Source organism: Nocardia sp. FBN12, assembly GCF_054031145.1.
Genome location: NZ_CM132926.1, coordinates 5,440,268 through 5,455,989 on the forward strand (window position 1 = coordinate 5,440,268; position 15,722 = coordinate 5,455,989).

General features: G+C 66.9%; 13 protein-coding genes. 5 read left to right on the forward strand and 8 right to left on the reverse strand.

All coding sequences use genetic code 11. The features are described from left to right. Positions 1–250 precede the first annotated feature (250 nt). From ACWZHB_RS25635 to ACWZHB_RS25650, 4 genes are all read left to right on the forward strand, one after another. Positions 251–964 (forward strand): TetR/AcrR family transcriptional regulator, encoded by a 714-nt coding sequence (locus ACWZHB_RS25635; RefSeq protein WP_427909298.1) that lies wholly within the window; start codon positions 251–253, stop codon positions 962–964. A gap of 126 nt (positions 965–1,090) precedes the next feature. After that, on the forward strand, positions 1,091–2,521 hold the full coding sequence (locus tag ACWZHB_RS25640) for an ABC1 kinase family protein (protein WP_427904342.1): 1,431 nt from the start codon (positions 1,091–1,093) through the stop codon (positions 2,519–2,521). Between the two features lie 22 nt (positions 2,522–2,543). Continuing rightward, complete coding sequence (locus ACWZHB_RS25645; protein ID WP_427904343.1) at positions 2,544–3,788, forward strand: saccharopine dehydrogenase family protein; 1,245 nt, start codon at positions 2,544–2,546, stop codon at positions 3,786–3,788. Then, a complete protein-coding gene (locus ACWZHB_RS25650; protein WP_427904344.1) occupies positions 3,785–4,426 on the forward strand; it encodes a class I SAM-dependent methyltransferase in 642 nt (213 codons plus the stop codon). The genes ACWZHB_RS25645 and ACWZHB_RS25650 overlap by 4 nt, the downstream gene beginning before the upstream one ends. Here the strand turns inward: ACWZHB_RS25650 and ACWZHB_RS25655 are convergent. The 6 genes from ACWZHB_RS25655 to ACWZHB_RS25680 all read right to left on the reverse strand — a co-directional run bounded on the left by ACWZHB_RS25655 (position 4,413) and on the right by ACWZHB_RS25680 (position 10,590). Next, positions 4,413–4,979 carry a vitamin K epoxide reductase family protein gene (locus ACWZHB_RS25655; RefSeq protein WP_427904345.1) on the reverse strand — a complete coding sequence of 189 codons (567 nt, stop codon included), beginning with the start codon at positions 4,977–4,979 and terminating at the stop codon, positions 4,413–4,415. The two genes, ACWZHB_RS25650 and ACWZHB_RS25655, sit on opposite strands and share 14 nt — an antisense overlap. Then, the gene (locus ACWZHB_RS25660; protein WP_427904346.1) at positions 4,976–5,737 is read right to left on the reverse strand and encodes a DsbA family protein; all 762 of its coding nucleotides are present in this window, start codon (positions 5,735–5,737) and stop codon (positions 4,976–4,978) included. Before ACWZHB_RS25660 ends, ACWZHB_RS25655 begins: the two co-directional genes overlap by 4 nt. A gap of 83 nt (positions 5,738–5,820) precedes the next feature. After that, a complete protein-coding gene (locus ACWZHB_RS25665; protein WP_427904347.1) occupies positions 5,821–6,666 on the reverse strand; it encodes a PPK2 family polyphosphate kinase in 846 nt (281 codons plus the stop codon). 15 nt (positions 6,667–6,681) lie between these two features. Beyond that, positions 6,682–8,139 carry an alanine/glycine:cation symporter family protein gene (locus ACWZHB_RS25670; RefSeq protein WP_427904348.1) on the reverse strand — a complete coding sequence of 486 codons (1,458 nt, stop codon included), beginning with the start codon at positions 8,137–8,139 and terminating at the stop codon, positions 6,682–6,684. Positions 8,140–8,303: 164 nt separating this feature from the next. After that, positions 8,304–9,479 (reverse strand): AI-2E family transporter, encoded by a 1,176-nt coding sequence (locus ACWZHB_RS25675; protein WP_427904349.1) that lies wholly within the window; start codon positions 9,477–9,479, stop codon positions 8,304–8,306. A gap of 58 nt (positions 9,480–9,537) precedes the next feature. Further along, positions 9,538–10,590 (reverse strand): NAD(P)-dependent alcohol dehydrogenase, encoded by a 1,053-nt coding sequence (locus ACWZHB_RS25680; RefSeq protein WP_427904350.1) that lies wholly within the window; start codon positions 10,588–10,590, stop codon positions 9,538–9,540. 156 nt (positions 10,591–10,746) lie between these two features. Between ACWZHB_RS25680 and ACWZHB_RS25685 the strand changes: the two genes are divergently transcribed. Beyond that, on the forward strand, positions 10,747–11,817 hold the full coding sequence (locus ACWZHB_RS25685; RefSeq protein ID WP_427904351.1) for a S1C family serine protease: 1,071 nt from the start codon (positions 10,747–10,749) through the stop codon (positions 11,815–11,817). A 195-nt stretch (positions 11,818–12,012) separates the two neighbouring features. Here ACWZHB_RS25685 and ACWZHB_RS25690 read toward each other — a convergent pair whose 3' ends face one another. Beyond that, positions 12,013–15,111, reverse strand: a complete 3,099-nt coding sequence (locus tag ACWZHB_RS25690) for an ATP-binding protein (protein ID WP_427904352.1) — start codon at positions 15,109–15,111, stop codon at positions 12,013–12,015. Continuing rightward, a complete protein-coding gene (locus tag ACWZHB_RS25695; protein ID WP_427904353.1) occupies positions 15,108–15,701 on the reverse strand; it encodes a hypothetical protein in 594 nt (197 codons plus the stop codon). The genes ACWZHB_RS25690 and ACWZHB_RS25695 overlap by 4 nt, the downstream gene beginning before the upstream one ends. Between the last annotated feature and the right edge of the window lie 21 nt (positions 15,702–15,722).

The window sequence follows — 15,722 nt, forward strand, 5'->3', positions numbered from 1 at the left end:
GGGAGATTTCTCCATAGCCCCCATTCTGCTGTGCGCGCGGCGAGTGTGCCGCCGCCAACCCCGCGTGGCGCCGCCCACGACACGGTGAACCGCCTGGTTTGGCGTACGCGCGGGTACCCAGCGAAGTGTGGTAAATGCCCCAACGTGGGCCAAAGGAGCGCCACCCCACACCGGCGCGCCTAAGCTGTTGTGCAGAGACGCCAACATCGATCACAAGGGGGCTGTTCTGTCCACCGAAGACCTTGTCGAGATCGGCGAGCAGTCGAGCCGAGCACCTGTGCGCGGCGGCGGCCAGGCCGACGGCCGCAAACGTCGGTGGCGACAGCACAAGATCGACCGCCGCGAAGAACTGGTCGACGGCACCCTCAACGCCATCCGCGCCCGCGGCAGCCAGGCGGGCATGGACGAGATCGCCACCGAGATCGGCGTGTCCAAGACCGTCCTGTACCGCTACTTCGCGGACAAGAACGACCTGGTCCACGCCACCATGCAGCGCTTCATCGAAACCACGTTGCTGCCCCGGGTCTACGGCGCGATCAGCCTCGATGCCGACGAGTACCAGCTCGTGCGCGCCGCGATGACCGAATACGTCGGCACCGTCGACGACGACCCCGAGGTCTACCGCTTCATCATGAGCAATTCCGCGGGCGACAAGTCCTCGCTCGCGGAGTTCGAGCGGCTCTTCGCCGAGGTGGTCACCACAGTGCTGGTCGACCGGGCCGGCGACAAGGGCGTGCGCACCGACGGCGCGATGTTGTGGTCCTACGTGCTGGTCGGCGGCATCCAGCTGGCCACGCACTGGTGGACGACGACCGAGAAGGCCATGCCCCGCCAGGACGTCATCGACTACCTGACGATGATGGCGTGGAGCGCGCTCGAGGGCATCGTGCGCGCCGGCGGCTCACCGGCGTACTTCACCGCCCAGCCGCACCTCTTCCCCGAAGTCCCCACGCAGCTGCCCTGACCGGCACTTTCATCCACTAGCGGGAGCCGGGCTCGACAACGCCGCACGGTTGGCTACGCTGAACCCGGGCGGGACGCTGTGGCTTGTGTCACCGCCGTGCGCGTCGGCACCAACGGAGGTATCTCGATGGCGAAGAACGTGCCGACTTCCCGGCTTGCCCGCGGGACGAAGCTGGGGGCGGTCGCGGCGGGGTCGGTTATCCGCTCGAAGAAGACCAGGCTATCGATGCGCGGCCGTTCGGAGGCGGTCCGCGCGCGGATGGCCGAGGAGTCGATGATCCGCACCACCGAACAGGTGGTCATGGTGCTCGGCACCATGAAGGGCGTGGCCATGAAGCTGGGCCAGATGATGTCGGTGCTGGATCTGGATCTGGTGCCGGAGAACCATCGCGAGCGTTTCCAGCAGCGCCTCGCGGTCTTGCGCGATGCGGCGCCGACGGTGTCGTTCGAGTCCATGCGCGCGGTGATCGAGCAGGATTTCGGTGCCCCGCTGGCGGAGATCTTCGCCGAATTCGATGCGGAGCCGATCGCCGCCGCCTCGATCGGCCAGGTCTACCGGGCCACCCTGCACGACGGTCGCGCTGTCGCGGTGAAGGTTCAGTACCCCGGCGTCGACGCCGCGGTGCGCGCGGATCTGAAGAACCTCACCATGTTCCGCCGGGTGCTGGCCTCGGCGATGCCGTGGATCACCCCCGCGGTGCTCGACGAGCTCAAACTCAATATGGAGAGCGAGCTCGACTACCAGGCCGAAGCCGCCACCCAGGCCGAGATCGCGCACCTGTACCGCGAACACCCGTTCATCGTGGTGCCCTCCTCGGTGCCGGAGCTCTCGACCACCCGCGTGCTGGTCAGCGAGTTCATCGACGGCGACGGCTTCGACGCGATCCGGAAAATGCCTACCGCGACACGTGATCGGGTCGGCGAGATCATCTACCGCTTCTATGTCGGCTCGCTGTTCAGCTTCAACGAGTTCTGTGGCGACCCGCATCCGGGCAATGTGCTGCTCGCCAGGGACGGCCGGGTCGCCTTCCTCGACTTCGGGCTGTTCAACCGGATGGACCCCAAGCTGGTCGGATTCGAAATCCAGTGCCTGCGCGCGGCCGCGGAGGATCGCGCGGAAGACCTGCGGCAGTTGATGATCGATCGCGGCGTGATCGACTCACCCGAGGAGATCGGCGCCGAGGAATGCCTCGAATACGTGCTCGCCGCCTCGGAATGGTGTCTGGTCGACGAGGAACTCACCATCACCCCCGAACTGGCCAGCGGCGCGTTCCTGCTCGCCGTCGACCCGAGGGCCAGCGAGTTCACCGGCATGAAGCAGCAGAACCTGCCGCCGGAACACCTGTTCTCCCGCCGCGCCGACTTCCTCACCTTCGGCATGCTCGGGCAGCTCGACAGCACCAACAACTGGCATTCGATCGCCAGGGAATGGCTCTACGGCGATCCGCCGGTCACCGAACTCGGCCTGGCCCACCGTGATTGGCTCGCCACCCATCCACCGAAGCCGGTGAAGAAGACTCGCGCCCGCAAGGCGAGCGCACCAGCCACCAAGCCCTGATCATCTTTTCGAAAGGCGCGTCATGCCGCAGCACCGCGAGTTCGACCTGATCCTGTTCGGCGCAACAGGTTTCGTCGGCAAGCTCACCGCTGAATACCTGCTCACCGCGGCCCCGGCCGACGCCAGGATCGCCCTGGCCGGTCGCTCGGCGAGCAAGCTCGCCGCCACCCGCGACGAGCTCGGTCCGGCCGCCGCGACATGGGAACTCGTCGTCGCCGATTCCAGCGATCCCGCCTCGCTTGCCGCGCTGGCCGAGCGCACCAAGGTCGTGGTCACCACCGTCGGCCCGTACCTGCGCTACGGCATGCCGCTGGTCGGCGCGTGCGCCGCGGCGGGCACCCACTACGCCGACCTCACCGGCGAGCCGCTGTTCATTCACGACGCCATCGAGAAGTACGAGCAGACCGCGGTCGACTCGGGCGCCAAGATCGTGAATTCCTGTGGCTACGACTCGATTCCGTCGGATCTGAGCGTGTACGAGATCTACCGCGCCACCCTCGCCGACGACACCGGCGAGCTAGAGGACACCACCCTGGTCGCCTACCTCAAGGGCGGCATGAGCGGCGGCACCATCGATTCCGGGCGCGCCATGATGGAGGACATCGCGGCCGACTCCGCGCGCGGCAAGATCCTGGCCCACCCGTACTCGCTGAGCCCGGACCGCAGCATGGAACCCGATGTCGGCCGCCAGTCCGATCAGGCGCTGGCCCGCGCCGACAGCATCGACCCCAGCCTGGACGGCTGGGTCACCACGTTCGTGATGGCCTCGCACAACACCAAGGTCGTGCGCCGCACCAACGGCCTGCTCGGCTGGGCCTACGGCAAGCAGTTCCGCTACCGCGAGGTGATGAACGCGGGCACCTCGGCCGCCGCACCACTGGTCGCCGCGGGTATCGCGGGCGGCCTCGTGGCCGGCATGGCCTCGGGCGCAGTCCTTTCGAGGGTTTCGCTCGGCCGCAAGCTGCTCGACCGGATCCTGCCGAAGCCCGGCACCGGCCCCGACGAGAAGGCCCGCCGCAGTGGGTGGTTCACCATGAAGACCTTCGCGCGCACCAGCTCCGGTGCCAAGTACCAGGCCACCTTCTCCGGCACCGGCGACCCCGGCTACCAGGCCACCGCCGTGCTGCTCGGCCAGAGCGGCCTGAGCCTGGCCTTCGACACCCTGCCCGAGCGCGCCGGCGTGCTCACCCCCGCGTCCGCGATGGGCGAGGCGCTCACCGAGCGGCTGCGCGCGGCGGGCATGACCATCGAGGTCGCGCGACTGTGAATCTCGCCCGCAAGACGATGAACGCCCCGGCGCTGGCGGCGGTGTACGAGCACGCGTGGCGACCCACGCTGTTCTACCTCGCCAGCGGCCGGACCACCGGCACCGACCGCCGCGACGCGGTCGACACCCTGCGCCTGAGCGGCCCCATGAAGGTGCTCGACTTGGCATGCGGCCCAGGCAATTTCACCCGTTACCTCAGCGAGTATCTGACCAAGGGCGGCTTCGTCACCGGCCTGGACTACTCGGCGCCGATGCTGGCCAAGGCCGCAAACGACAACGCGAGCCCCCGCGTCGGCTACGTCCGCGGCGACGCCCGCATCCTGCCCTTCGCCGACGGAACCTTCGACGCCGTCTGCTGTTTCGGCGCTCTCTACCTGATCCCCGATCCGCTGGTCGCCACCCGCGAGATGATCCGCGTCCTCGCCCCCGGCGGCCGCATCGCGATCAGCACCAGCTACGCCGAGGACAATCTCTTCGGCTCGGCGAGCAGCCTTGCCGCGAGCCTGAGCGGCCTTCGCCTGTTCGACCGCGACACCTTCCCGAAGCTGTTCGCCAGGGCGGGCCTGACCGAAATCGACCAGCGGGTCCACCGTTTCATGCAGTACGTGGACGCCACCAAGCCGCTCACACCAAGCTGAGCCAGTAGTCCTGGAACTTCAGGAACACCAGCAGCAGCACCACCGCGTAGAACACCACGACCAGGGTCCAGCGCCATTCGGCGAGGATCCCCATCACCCCGCGCGAGCGGCCCCACACCTCCTGCGTGGTCACCGCGAACAGCACCGGCACCGCCACCCACACCACCATGCAGTACGGGCACAGCGCGTTGATCCGGTACAGGCTCTGGAAGATCAGCCAGCACAGCCCGGCGATGCCGAGCACGGTGCCGAGCCACAGCCCGCCCCAGATCCAGCGCGGGAACCCGACACCGACCACCGACAGCACAGCGAGGGTCACCACCACCGAGAACCCGACGACGCCGATCAGCGGGTTGGGGAAACCGAAGACCGCGGCCTGGTCGGTCTTCATGATCGACCCACACGACAGCACCGAGTTGATGCTGCACGAGGTGACGTAGTCCGGGTCGACGAACAGTTTGAACCGTTCGACGGTGAGCGTGAACGACGCCAGCCAGCCCGCCAGCCCGGCGATCAGCAGCAGCCAGGCCGAGCGGGCGGGGGCGGTGATCACTTCGCCGCGTCAGCGATCACGGCGGCGAGGCCGTTCTCGGTGAAGATCGCGTCGGACTGGTTCAGCTGGCCGTTGATGAACACCGACGGCGTCGACTCCACGCCGCTCTGCAGCGTGGTCTGGGTGACCTGCTGGATGTAGTCGTTGTACGGCTTGTCGTTGATGCAGGTCGCCACGGCGGGATCGGTGTAGCCGACGTCGGTGGCGATCTGGATGAGCTCGTCGTTGCTGAGGCCGGCACCGCCCTCGGCGGGCTGCTTTTCGAACATGGTCTGCAGCCAGGACTGGTACTTCGTCGTATCGGACTTGGCCACGCAGAACGACGCGTTGGCCGCGCGCGAGGAGTACTGGTTGGTGGAGGCCTTGTCGAGGAACGAGATGATCTGGTACTCGACGGAGGCGGTGCCATCGGCGGCGGCCTTGGCCAGCGCTTCCCCGTTGGCGGCCTCGAACTTCTGGCAGGCCGGGCACTGCAGGTCGGCGACGACGCGCACCTTGACCTTGGCGTCGGGATTGCCGATCACGACCGTGCCGGTATCGGTGACCGCCCCGCCCGTCGCGGGCAGCTGTGCCGCCGACGTGGTCGCCGCTTCGGTGTCTTTATCGGACTGCTTCACCGCGATACCGACGCCGATGGCCGCGACCAGCGCGACCAGCACCGCGGCGACGCCGACCTGGATCGCGATCTTGCGCTTCTTGTCGGCCGCCTCTGCCGCCGCCAGCGGATTCTTGCCCGAGGGCCTGTTGCCCGTGCTCACCGTCGTCACACGCCTTTCGCTAGTTGGCTCCCCACCACCGAACATCATGCGGGCCGAACCTGAGAGTTTCCGCAAAGCTCGATTCAGGACTCGTCGAGTCGGCGAAGCTGCTCGGCGATATCGAAGTCGGCGGGTGGCCAGTCCAATTTCAGCTGGGCGAGCGCGGCGATCAGCAACTCGGTGATCGCCAGGCGCGCGTACCACTTGTGGTCCGACGGCAGCACGTACCAGGGCGCGTAGTCGGTGTTGGTGCGGTCGAGAACGGCCTGGTAGGCCTTCTGATATTCGGGCCAGTAGGCGCGTTCGGTGATGTCGGAGGGGTTGAATTTCCAGTACTTGTCCGGGCGTTCCAGCCGTTCGCGCAGCCGGCGTTTCTGTTCGTCGAGGGAGACGAACATGGCCACCTTCACAATGGTGGTGCCCGCGTCGGCGGCCTCCTTCTCGAAGGTGTTGATCTGGTCGTAGCGCTGTTCCCACTCCGCCTGCGGCACGAGGTCGTGCACCCGCACCACCAGCACGTCCTCGTACTGGGAGCGGTCGAACACGCCGATCTGACCGTGCGCGGGCAGTTTGTTGCGAATCCGCCACAGGAAGTCGTGTTGGGACTCCAGCTCGGTCGGCACGCCGAAGGACGCGTGGTCGACGCCCTGCGGGTCGACCGAGCCGATGACGTGCCGCACGATTCCGCCCTTGCCCGCGGTGTCCATGCCCTGCAGGATCAGCAGCACACTGCGCTGGCCGCCGGTGCGACCGTGCGCGAACAGCTTCTCCTGCAACACCGAAAGCACCGTCGCCCGTTCGGCGAGCAGCTGCTTGCCCAGACGCTTGTCGCCGGCGAATCCCGGCGTGCTCGAGGTGTCCAGATCGGCGACGCGCAGACCGTCGGCGCGCAGTGCGACATCAGCCGGCTCGGTCCATTGTTTCGCCATTTCCCATGCCTACCACTAGTGAGTGGGTTTACCGGGCAAGCTCGACGCAATCGTTGCCTGCCAGCACTGCACACCCGCCGGGTCGGCGATGTCGGCGCTGTGCAGATAGACGGGGTCTTTGCCCGCGGCGCGCTGGGCGCGGTAGTCGGCGAGCAGACGGAACGCGACGGCGCCGAGCGGGATGATCGCGGCCAGGTTGACCAGCGCCATCACGCCCATGAACACATCGGCCAGGTTCCAGATCAGGCTCACCGAGCCCAGCGCGCCGCCGAAAACGGCCACCAGCACCAACACTCGAAAGACCGTGAGCACCTGGGGGCGGGTGGTGATGAACTCGATGTTGGAGCGACCGTAGTAGAAATTGCCGATCATCGAGCTGAACGCGAGCATGAACACCACCGCCGTGAGTACATGGCCAGCCCAGGTGCCGAGTGATGTCTGCAGCGCGTTCTGGGTGAGGTCGGCGCTGCGTCGCTCGGACAGGTCGGGGTCGCTGGTCAGGATGATGAACGCGGTGATCGAGCAGATCAGCAGGGTGTCGAAGTAGACGCCGAGCGACTGCACCAGCCCCTGTTTCACCGGATGTGAGACATCCGCGGCCGCAGCGGCATTCGGAGCCGAGCCCAGACCGGCCTCGTTGGAGAACATGCCGCGCCGGATCCCCTGCGTGATGGCGACACCGATGCCACCGCCGACCACCTCGCGCAGCCCGAACGCCCCGCCGACGATATCGGCGAACACGCGCGGCAGATCGTCGATGTTCAACGCGACCACCGCGATGCCGAGCACCAGGTACGCCAAGGCCATCACCGGGACGAGCACCTCGGTGATGTGGCTGATCCGGCGCACCCCGCCAAAGATCACCAGCCCGAGCAGGACCACCAAACCGAGCCCGATCAGCGGGGCATACCAGCCACCGTCGAGCTCCGCGAGCGAGACGCGGCTGGTGGCCACGATGGTGTTGGCCTGCACGGCGTTGAACACGAACCCGAAGGTCACGGTGATGATCACCGCGAACGCCAACCCCTGCCACCGACGGCGCAGCCCGTGCTCCATGTAGTAGGCGGGACCGCCGCGAAAGGTCCCCGGCTCGCTCTCGCGCCGCTTGTAGAGCTGAGCGAGCGTGGATTCCACGAATGCCGACGCGGCACCGACCGTGGCCATCGCCCACATCCAGAACACCGCCCCCGGCCCACCGACACTGATCGCGGTCGCGACCCCCGCGATATTGCCGGTCCCCACCCGCGCCGCCGCGGAAATACTGAACGCCCCGAACGCCGACACCGATTTCTTCCCGTCGGCCGCCGTCGGCCCCTTCTCCGTGACCACCCGGAACATTTCGGGCAGCATCCGCACCTGCACCACACCACTGCGCACGGTGAAGTACAGCCCGGCGACGAGGACGAGCGGAATCAGCAGCCAGTTCCAGAAAGCATCATTGACATCGACGATCACCGAGTTCAGGGTGTCCATCCGCCGAACGCTACCGCCGCACCGCACGCCAACCCCTCAACCCACGTCCGATGTCGCCACGGGGCATCTACGCCATCGTGGAACCGTGCGCACCGAAACCTTGCCCGCCGCGCAGGCCCGACCGACTCGACGAGGTGGTGCGCTTCTACGTCGCCATGAGTTGTCTATTCGTCGGTGGATGCGGCTTCGGGCTTCTTGCGCTTCTTTTTCTTCGGCGGTGGCGCGTCGGCCTCTTCGGTGACTTCGTAACGCCGCACATACGCGCCCGCGAAACCCTGCAGCGTGGCGGTGACCGGGATCGCGAGGAGCGCACCTGTCGGGCCGAGTAGTGCGGCGCCCGCGATCACCGCCCCGAAGGCCACCGCCGGGTGCATATCCAGGGTGGTCGCGGTGATGCGCGGCTGGAGGACGTAGTTCTCGAACTGCTGATAGGCGATGATGAACAGCAGGATCCACAGCGCGGTGATCGGGTCGTGCACCAGCGCCACCAGCACCGGCAGCGCACCCGCCATATAGGTGCCGACAGTCGGAATGAACTGCGAGACAACGCCGACCCACAACGCCAAGGCGAACGCCGATGGCACATCGAGCACCCGCAACGCGACGTAGTGCGCGACCGCCGAGCACAGCGCGAGCAACGCCCGCGAATAGATGTAGCCACCGGTCTTCTCGACCGCGATGTCCCAGGCCCGCAACACATGCTTCTGCTGTTTCGGCGGCAGCAACGAACACACCCAGGACCGGAAACGCGGACCGTCGGCGGCGAAGTAGAACGTGAACAGCAGCACCCCGAGCAGCTGGAACAGCGCGCCGATCGCGACAGTGCCGATGCCCCAGACGTTTCCAGCCAATCCGACCAGATACTTCTCGATCGTGGAACTCCACTCCGAGGCGTACTTGGTCAGATCATCGCCCGAAATATCTTGGTGGAAGGTCGAATTGACCCAGTCGACGAGATCCTGGACATAGTCGGGGGCGTTCTTCACCAGCATGGTCACCTGGTTGACGAGCAACGCGCCCAATGTCCACACGAACGCAACGATCAGTACCAGCACCACCAGGAACACCGCACCGGTGCCCGCCCCACGCCGAACACCGCGCGCCGCAAGCCAATTCACCGCGGGCTCGATCGCGAACGCCAGGAAGATCGATACCATCAGCACGGTCAGCAGACCCTGCATCTTGCCCAGCACCCAGAACGCCGTGATCAGCCCGGCTACCGCGAGCACCGCGTACAGCAGCGCGCGCGGCAGCCAGCGCGGCGGGGTTCGCACCGACCAGTAGGCGGGCAGGTCGGCGGACTGTGCGGCGGGTTCAGCGGATTCGTCCTCGGCAACCACGAATGTCACGCTACCCAGGACGCGCGCCCACAGCCCGTCGGCGCGCGTACCGCGAGAATCACACCGTGGCGGTGTCGATCACGAATCGATACTGGACGTCGCTGGCGACAACCCGGTCGTAGGCGGAGTCGATCTCGTCGGCGGAGATCAGTTCGATCTCCGCGCCGATCCCGTGCGCGGCGCAGAAGTTCAGCATCTCCTGGGTCTGGGCGAGGCCACCGATCATCGAACCGGCCAGCGACCGGCGGAAACCGGCGAGGTGGCGCCCGGTGACGCTCATCGGGTGCTCCGGCAGGCCCAGGATGACGAGCGTGCCGTCGAGGGCGAGCAGGCGCAGGTAGTTGTCGATCGGCAGGTCGGCCGAGACGGTGTTGATGATCAGGTCGAACTGGCCGCGCAGCTGGCGGAAGGTTTCCTTCTCGCTGGTGGCGTAGTAGTGGTCGGCCCCCATGCGCAGGCCGTCGTCGCGCTTGCGCAGCGACTGGCTCAGCACGGTGACCTCCGCGCCCAGCGCCGAGGCGATCTTCACACCGACGTGCCCCAGCCCGCCCATCCCGATGATCGCGACCTTCTTGCCCGGCCCCGCGTTCCAGTGCTTGAGCGGCGAATACAGCGTGATGCCCGCGCACAGCAGCGGCGCGGCGACATCGAGGCCGATGCCTTCTGGGATCGCGACGACGAAGCTCTCGTCGACCACGATCTGGGTGGAATAGCCGCCCATCGTGTACCCGCCGGGCTGCGCGGTTTCGGGCACCGGGGAGTTGTAGGTCCAGGTGGCGCCGCCGGTGCAGTACTGCTCCTCGCCCGCCAGACACGGCACGCACTTGCCGCAGGAGTTCACCAGGCAGCCGACGCCGACCCGGTCGCCCACCTGGTACTTGCGCACCGACGAGCCGACCGCGGCGACAATGCCCGCGATCTCGTGACCGGGCACGCACGGGTATTTCGCGCCACCCCACTCGTCGCGCGCGGTGTGGATATCGGAGTGGCAGATGCCGGCGTATTTGATGTCGATCAGCACATCGTCGGCACCGACCTCGCGACGTTCGATGGTGACCTTCTCGAAAGCCCCGTCGGGGGATGGCTTGGCGTAGGCGGCTGCGGTGCTCATGGCTACATGCCTACAGCCGCATGCGTGCTTTGCCAAGTCCGCGCACCGACGCCTGCGTCGCACAGGTCCCTGGAACGACCGCGTCCATTTCGAGACCAGCGGACGCGGAAAACGGGTGACAATGGATTGGTCGGCTCGCGAGAGAGGACATGTGCTGTGAAGCGTGTCGGACGAGTGCTGGTGACGATGGTGGTAGCGATGCTGGGGGTGTGCGCGTTTCTCGGGTATCGCGGGGAGTTCGCCCTGGTCGAGCCGGAATTCGTGGCGCAAGCACAGGCGCCCGTCCTGGTGCCGCTCGATCCCGCGCTCGTCGCCGGGCAGATGGAGTCGGTGCTGGTCAATATCGATGTCGACGCGGCCGGTTTCGGGATCGGGGCGGCCGGGTCGGGGATCGTGCTCACCGCCGACGGGCAGATTCTGACCAGCCATCACGTGATCAAAGGGGCCGAGGCGCTGAGCGTCACCGATATCGCCAACGGGTCCGTCTACGAGGCCACCGTCCTCGGCTACGACTCCGGCGCCGATATCGCGCTGCTGTCGTTGGGCGGCGCCGAGGATCTGCCGACCGCACGCCTCGGCACCTCCGCTGACCTGCGCATCAGCCAGGATGTGCTGGCCATCGGCGATGCGGGCGGTGACGGTGGCGAGCCGACCTCGGTCGCCGGCCCGATCACCGATCTGGACGCGACGATCGTCGCCATGAACTCCGCCGACCTCACCCGCAAAGCGCTCAACGGCATGGTGGAGATCGCCGCGCCCGTGATGGGCGGCCAGTCCGGCGGTGCACTGGCCGACGCGTCAGGGGCGGTCGTCGGGGTGATCACAGCGGCATCCGGCGATAACGCCAGGGCCGAAGGCCGACCGGCCAACGGCTACGCCGTCCCGATCGACACCGCCATGCGCATCGTCGCCCAGATCCGCTCGGGCACCCCCACCGATACTGTCCACATCGGCCCCACGGCCACCCTCGGCGTCCAGGTCATCGACGCCCGCCCCGCCGGCGCCCAGGTGAGCTGGGCCTTCTACGGCCAACCCGCCCGCGAAGCGGGCATCAACATCGGCGACGTGATCACCGCGGTCAACGGCACCTCGATCACCACCGCGAAGGCCCTGAGCGCGGCCATCAGCATCCGCAAACCCGCCGACCCCGTCCGCCTCGACGTCACCTCACCGAACGGCACCACCCGAACCGTCGACGTGGTGTTGGCCCGAGGAACCCCCAACTGACCGATTGACCCGGATCACTGACTCCGCGGCAGCGGATGCGCGGCGGCGAGTTCGTCGAGCACCGTCCGCGGGATCGCGGGATCGATCTCGCCGTGCACGGCGCCCGAGCCATGATCCGGCGCCCATGGCGGCAGATGGGCCCTGGGCGCCTCCCCCGGACTGTCGTCGACATGACTGGTGAATTCGAGGTGGTAGCTAGCTCTGGTCGCGCCTCGCGCGTTCGAGTACTTCGGCCTCAGTGGGCGGACTGGCCGGATGGTGGCTCAAGCACAGCGGGGTGGCGAGTTTGCGGAACGCTCGCCCTTCGGTGGCGCCGTAGAACTGGCCGGTCTTCAGGCGGCCGATATCGTCGACGTTTCCACCCCAGGTGGCGGCGATACTCTTGGCTGCCTGGATCTGGACCGCCGTGCCCAGCTTGCCGAAGAACTGTATCGCCGTGTTGCCGACCACCTTGTTGTCCAACCCTTTCGGCGCCTGCGTGGCATAGGCGATCCCCAGTCCGTACTTTCGTGCCTGCGCCGCGAGCATCAGCGTGCTCGCCGTGGCCGGAGTGCTCTTGCCCGACGGCGCGAGCATTTGCGCCTCGTCGAGCACAAGGAGCGCACCCAGTGGCCGGTCGCCCGCAGGATTTGTCTTGAAGTAGGTGAACAAGGCCACCTGTAGCTGACTGACGAAGGTGGCGCGCTGATCAGGGTCGGGCAGCCCGATGCAACTGACCACCGAGACTCGGGCCTTCTTGCCGGGCGCGGGCGTCAGCAGTGCGCCGGGATCGAGGGGTTCACCATCGCCACCGAACAGCGGGTCATTGATCATGGAAACCGTGAGCCCGTCCGACATCTCGGCCGCGATCCGCGCTGCGTTGCGCACGCGACTCACGCCGTCGGGCAGGTCGGCGAGCAGGGCGATCAGCCCCGGCAGTTTGGTCTCCCCCGACCGAGCGAAATGAGTGAGCGCCTCCAACAGGACCGCGCGCGCCTGCGCCGCCTTCGTCCGTGCGATGCCGGAACGCGCGAGCAGATCACCCGCGGCCACTTCCACGGCGGTCCGCAGTTCATCCGGGTCGTCGAGCACCGCGCCGAAGTCCGGAAGCGGATTGAGGATGAGGGGTCGGCCGACTTGGCGGCGTGGGGTCCACACCACCACATCGGTCTCGGCCAGGTACCGCTCGGCCTTCTCGGCATCGCCCGGCCGCCACGCCGACGGAACCTCCTGCCACGCATCGCCGAGCCTGGAAAGATCATTGTTGACATCGAGAACGATCACCGAAACTCCGTGCAGCGCGACCTCTTCCACCAGCCTCCGTAGCAGCACCGTCTTGCCGGAGCCGCTGCTGGCGAACAAGACGAGATGCTTCCGCAGCAATTCCAGCGGTATGACGAATTCACTCTGGTCGGTAAGCCCACGACCGAGTGTGATCGTCGATCCAGCGGATTCGACCACAGCGCGGGTTGCTGGTCCGATCTCGGAGTGACTGCCGCCGTCGGTCGCGTCCGAAGCTGGGTGCGCAGGGACCGATTCGGGCAGATCACTGAACACCCGGCGAAACAACTGAGTCTGTCCAGCAGGCGCGCGCTCCACCAGCCAACCGTCGAAGCCCGGCCTCGCCTCGGCCAGCATCTGCTGCAACGCGGTGAAGGTTCGGAGATCATCCTGCGAGATGGGCAGCGTGCTGCCATCCGCCGACGCCAGATCAGTCAGCATCGCAGCGGTTTTGGGGCCCTTCGAGAACGGGATATTGCGCAGGATGGTCAGGTGGCGGTTGCCCTCGGACTCTTCGATGCCGGATTCGATAACCGCCGAACGCATCCGGGACTGCACAGCCAGGTGATGGGTGTGCCCGATCGCCCGGAAGCTCCAGTGTTCTTGCTCTTCGAGAATCGGGTCGACCGTGCGAAGCAGGCGTGCGTGCAGTGCGCGGCCCGTAGCGGTCGCCGGGTCGATGCTCAGGTCGTCGCGATCACGTTGCTCGAGGACGAAGCACTGGAGGGCGGCCTTGAGCAGGGCGGCCATGACCTCGTCCTCGTTGGCCGGGTCCAACGGCATCGTGGAATCCGCGGCATCGCGCAATGCCGCGAAACGGCTGTCGAACCCAAGCAGATCCCCCTGCGGCACCGGCACATTCGCCTCAGCACCACCGCCGAGATCGGCGAAGTCGCCGAGTTCGCGAATCTCTCCCCGATCCAGGCAGTCGCGCACGTGCTCGGCGACGAGTTGCAGCAATCTGCGCGGGGTGTAGCTGGTCACCTCGGCGGCTTCGAAGGCGCCGACAGCGATCGGCCACGTCGGGTATGGCGGCGTGAAGTCGACCTCGTCGTACTGGACCGCCAGATGCCCCGCGACAACGGCTGCCGCTACCGGGGCGCCGGGTAGCGCAGTGGCCAAGAAGCGCTCGGTGAATCGGTCCGCGGATGAGGCCAACCCCTGTGCCTTCAGGTAATCCCAGGTGGTGGGAATACACGCGGCGATGATGATCGTGCGCACCGTCTCTTCGCGCAGCTTCATCAAGCTGTCCGCAAGGTTCGCCGCCTTCGCCCCGCCCCGGTTCGCCGAATCCGCCATCACGGCGTCGATCTGGTCGAGCGCGATCACCACCGGACCCGCCGCGCCGAACAATCGGATCAGATCCTGAAAGATCAACTGCGAATCGCGGTTTCCGCTGCGAAAGCCCCACTCCCTGGCGACCTCGGCGTCCAGGGGGTCACGCAGAATGAGGTAGCTGTCGCCCAGATCGCGCAAGGGTCCGCCGGCTCGGAACAGCACCAGTGCCCGCAGCGTGTCTTGGCATTGGTAAGCCAGCTGCGGTTCCGGACCAGCCAGATCGGTCAGAAACTGATCGATGTCTGTCGGCTTCGGCCGCATCGGCCCGGCGATCCGCGCGGTGCGTTCGCGATCGTAGCCTGCCCGCCCGGCGAGGAAGACCAGCAATCGGCGCAGCTGCCCGCCATCGGCGTCGATCAACCGGTTCATCACCCCGTGGACGGCCCCGTCCCAGAACGATTTTCCGTCGATCAGCTTCGGCATGAAGAAGAAGCCGCCCACCGCCGGGTCCTGGACGTACTGCCGTATCCAGCCGAGCAAATGGGTCTTCCCGACCCCGGGGTCGCCGTTGAGAATGAACCCGGTCGGCGACATCTCCGGCCGATCCTTCGCGAGACCGATCGCCCTGGCAAGCTCCGCCGACGCAGCGCGGTGCAGCTCCTCGACGTGATAGCTCTGCGGCCGCCAGATCGAATCCGGGCCGAGTGCGGTGCTGAACTGCACCCGCGCGAGCGCGCGATATTCCAGCTCGTTCACCGCACCGCCTCGACGGTCAGCAGATGACGAGGGGTACCGCCAAGCACGATCGCCGCCGCGTGATCGGCATCGGTCAATGTCTTGCGGTCGGCTTCCGCCCGTACGTGCACGCCGTCGCGATCGGCGAGCCGCGTCATCGCGTCCGAGAAGTCGGCAGGCGGGATGTGCGCCAACCTGTTACGCAGGTCGGCGAGCCGGATCTGATCCGGTTTGCCCTTGGTGAGCTCGGTGTATTTCCGGATGATCTGGCCCGCCACATCGGGCTCGAAGATATCGGTGAGTATTTGTCCTGAGGTCTCGAGATGCCGGTGCAGCCCGGCGAGCACCGCGTACAGGGCCCCGCCGTAGGACCCCGATTTCTCCGGACGTGGGCGGGTGAGCTCGGCAGTGCACCACTGGGCCCCCTGCTCGGTGAGCTCGTGCACGAGTGCGCGACCGACCTTCACGCTGTCGACCAGGCCCAGCTTGTTGAGCCGAAGTCGCGGTTTGCCGTCGAGCGTCACCCCGGCCACCGCGAACAATTCCGCGTTGGTGAGTTCGCGTGCCTCTGCCAACAGCGTCAGCAGCACAGCAAGTTCTCGTGGACTCATCTGATCCGACAAAGTTCGATC

Excerpts from the sequence above, each read along its gene's own strand:
- ACWZHB_RS25640 (WP_427904342.1), top strand. The coding sequence starts at position 1,091 with ATGGCGAAGAACGTGCCGACTTCCCGGCTTGCCCGCGGGACGAAGCTG.
- ACWZHB_RS25645 (WP_427904343.1), top strand. The coding sequence starts at position 2,544 with ATGCCGCAGCACCGCGAGTTCGACCTGATCCTGTTCGGCGCAACAGGT.
- ACWZHB_RS25665 (WP_427904347.1), bottom strand. The coding sequence starts at position 6,666 with ATGGCGAAACAATGGACCGAGCCGGCTGATGTCGCACTGCGCGCCGAC.
- ACWZHB_RS25670 (WP_427904348.1), bottom strand. The coding sequence starts at position 8,139 with ATGGACACCCTGAACTCGGTGATCGTCGATGTCAATGATGCTTTCTGG.
- ACWZHB_RS25680 (WP_427904350.1), bottom strand. The coding sequence starts at position 10,590 with ATGAGCACCGCAGCCGCCTACGCCAAGCCATCCCCCGACGGGGCTTTC.
- ACWZHB_RS25695 (WP_427904353.1), bottom strand. The coding sequence starts at position 15,701 with ATGAGTCCACGAGAACTTGCTGTGCTGCTGACGCTGTTGGCAGAGGCA.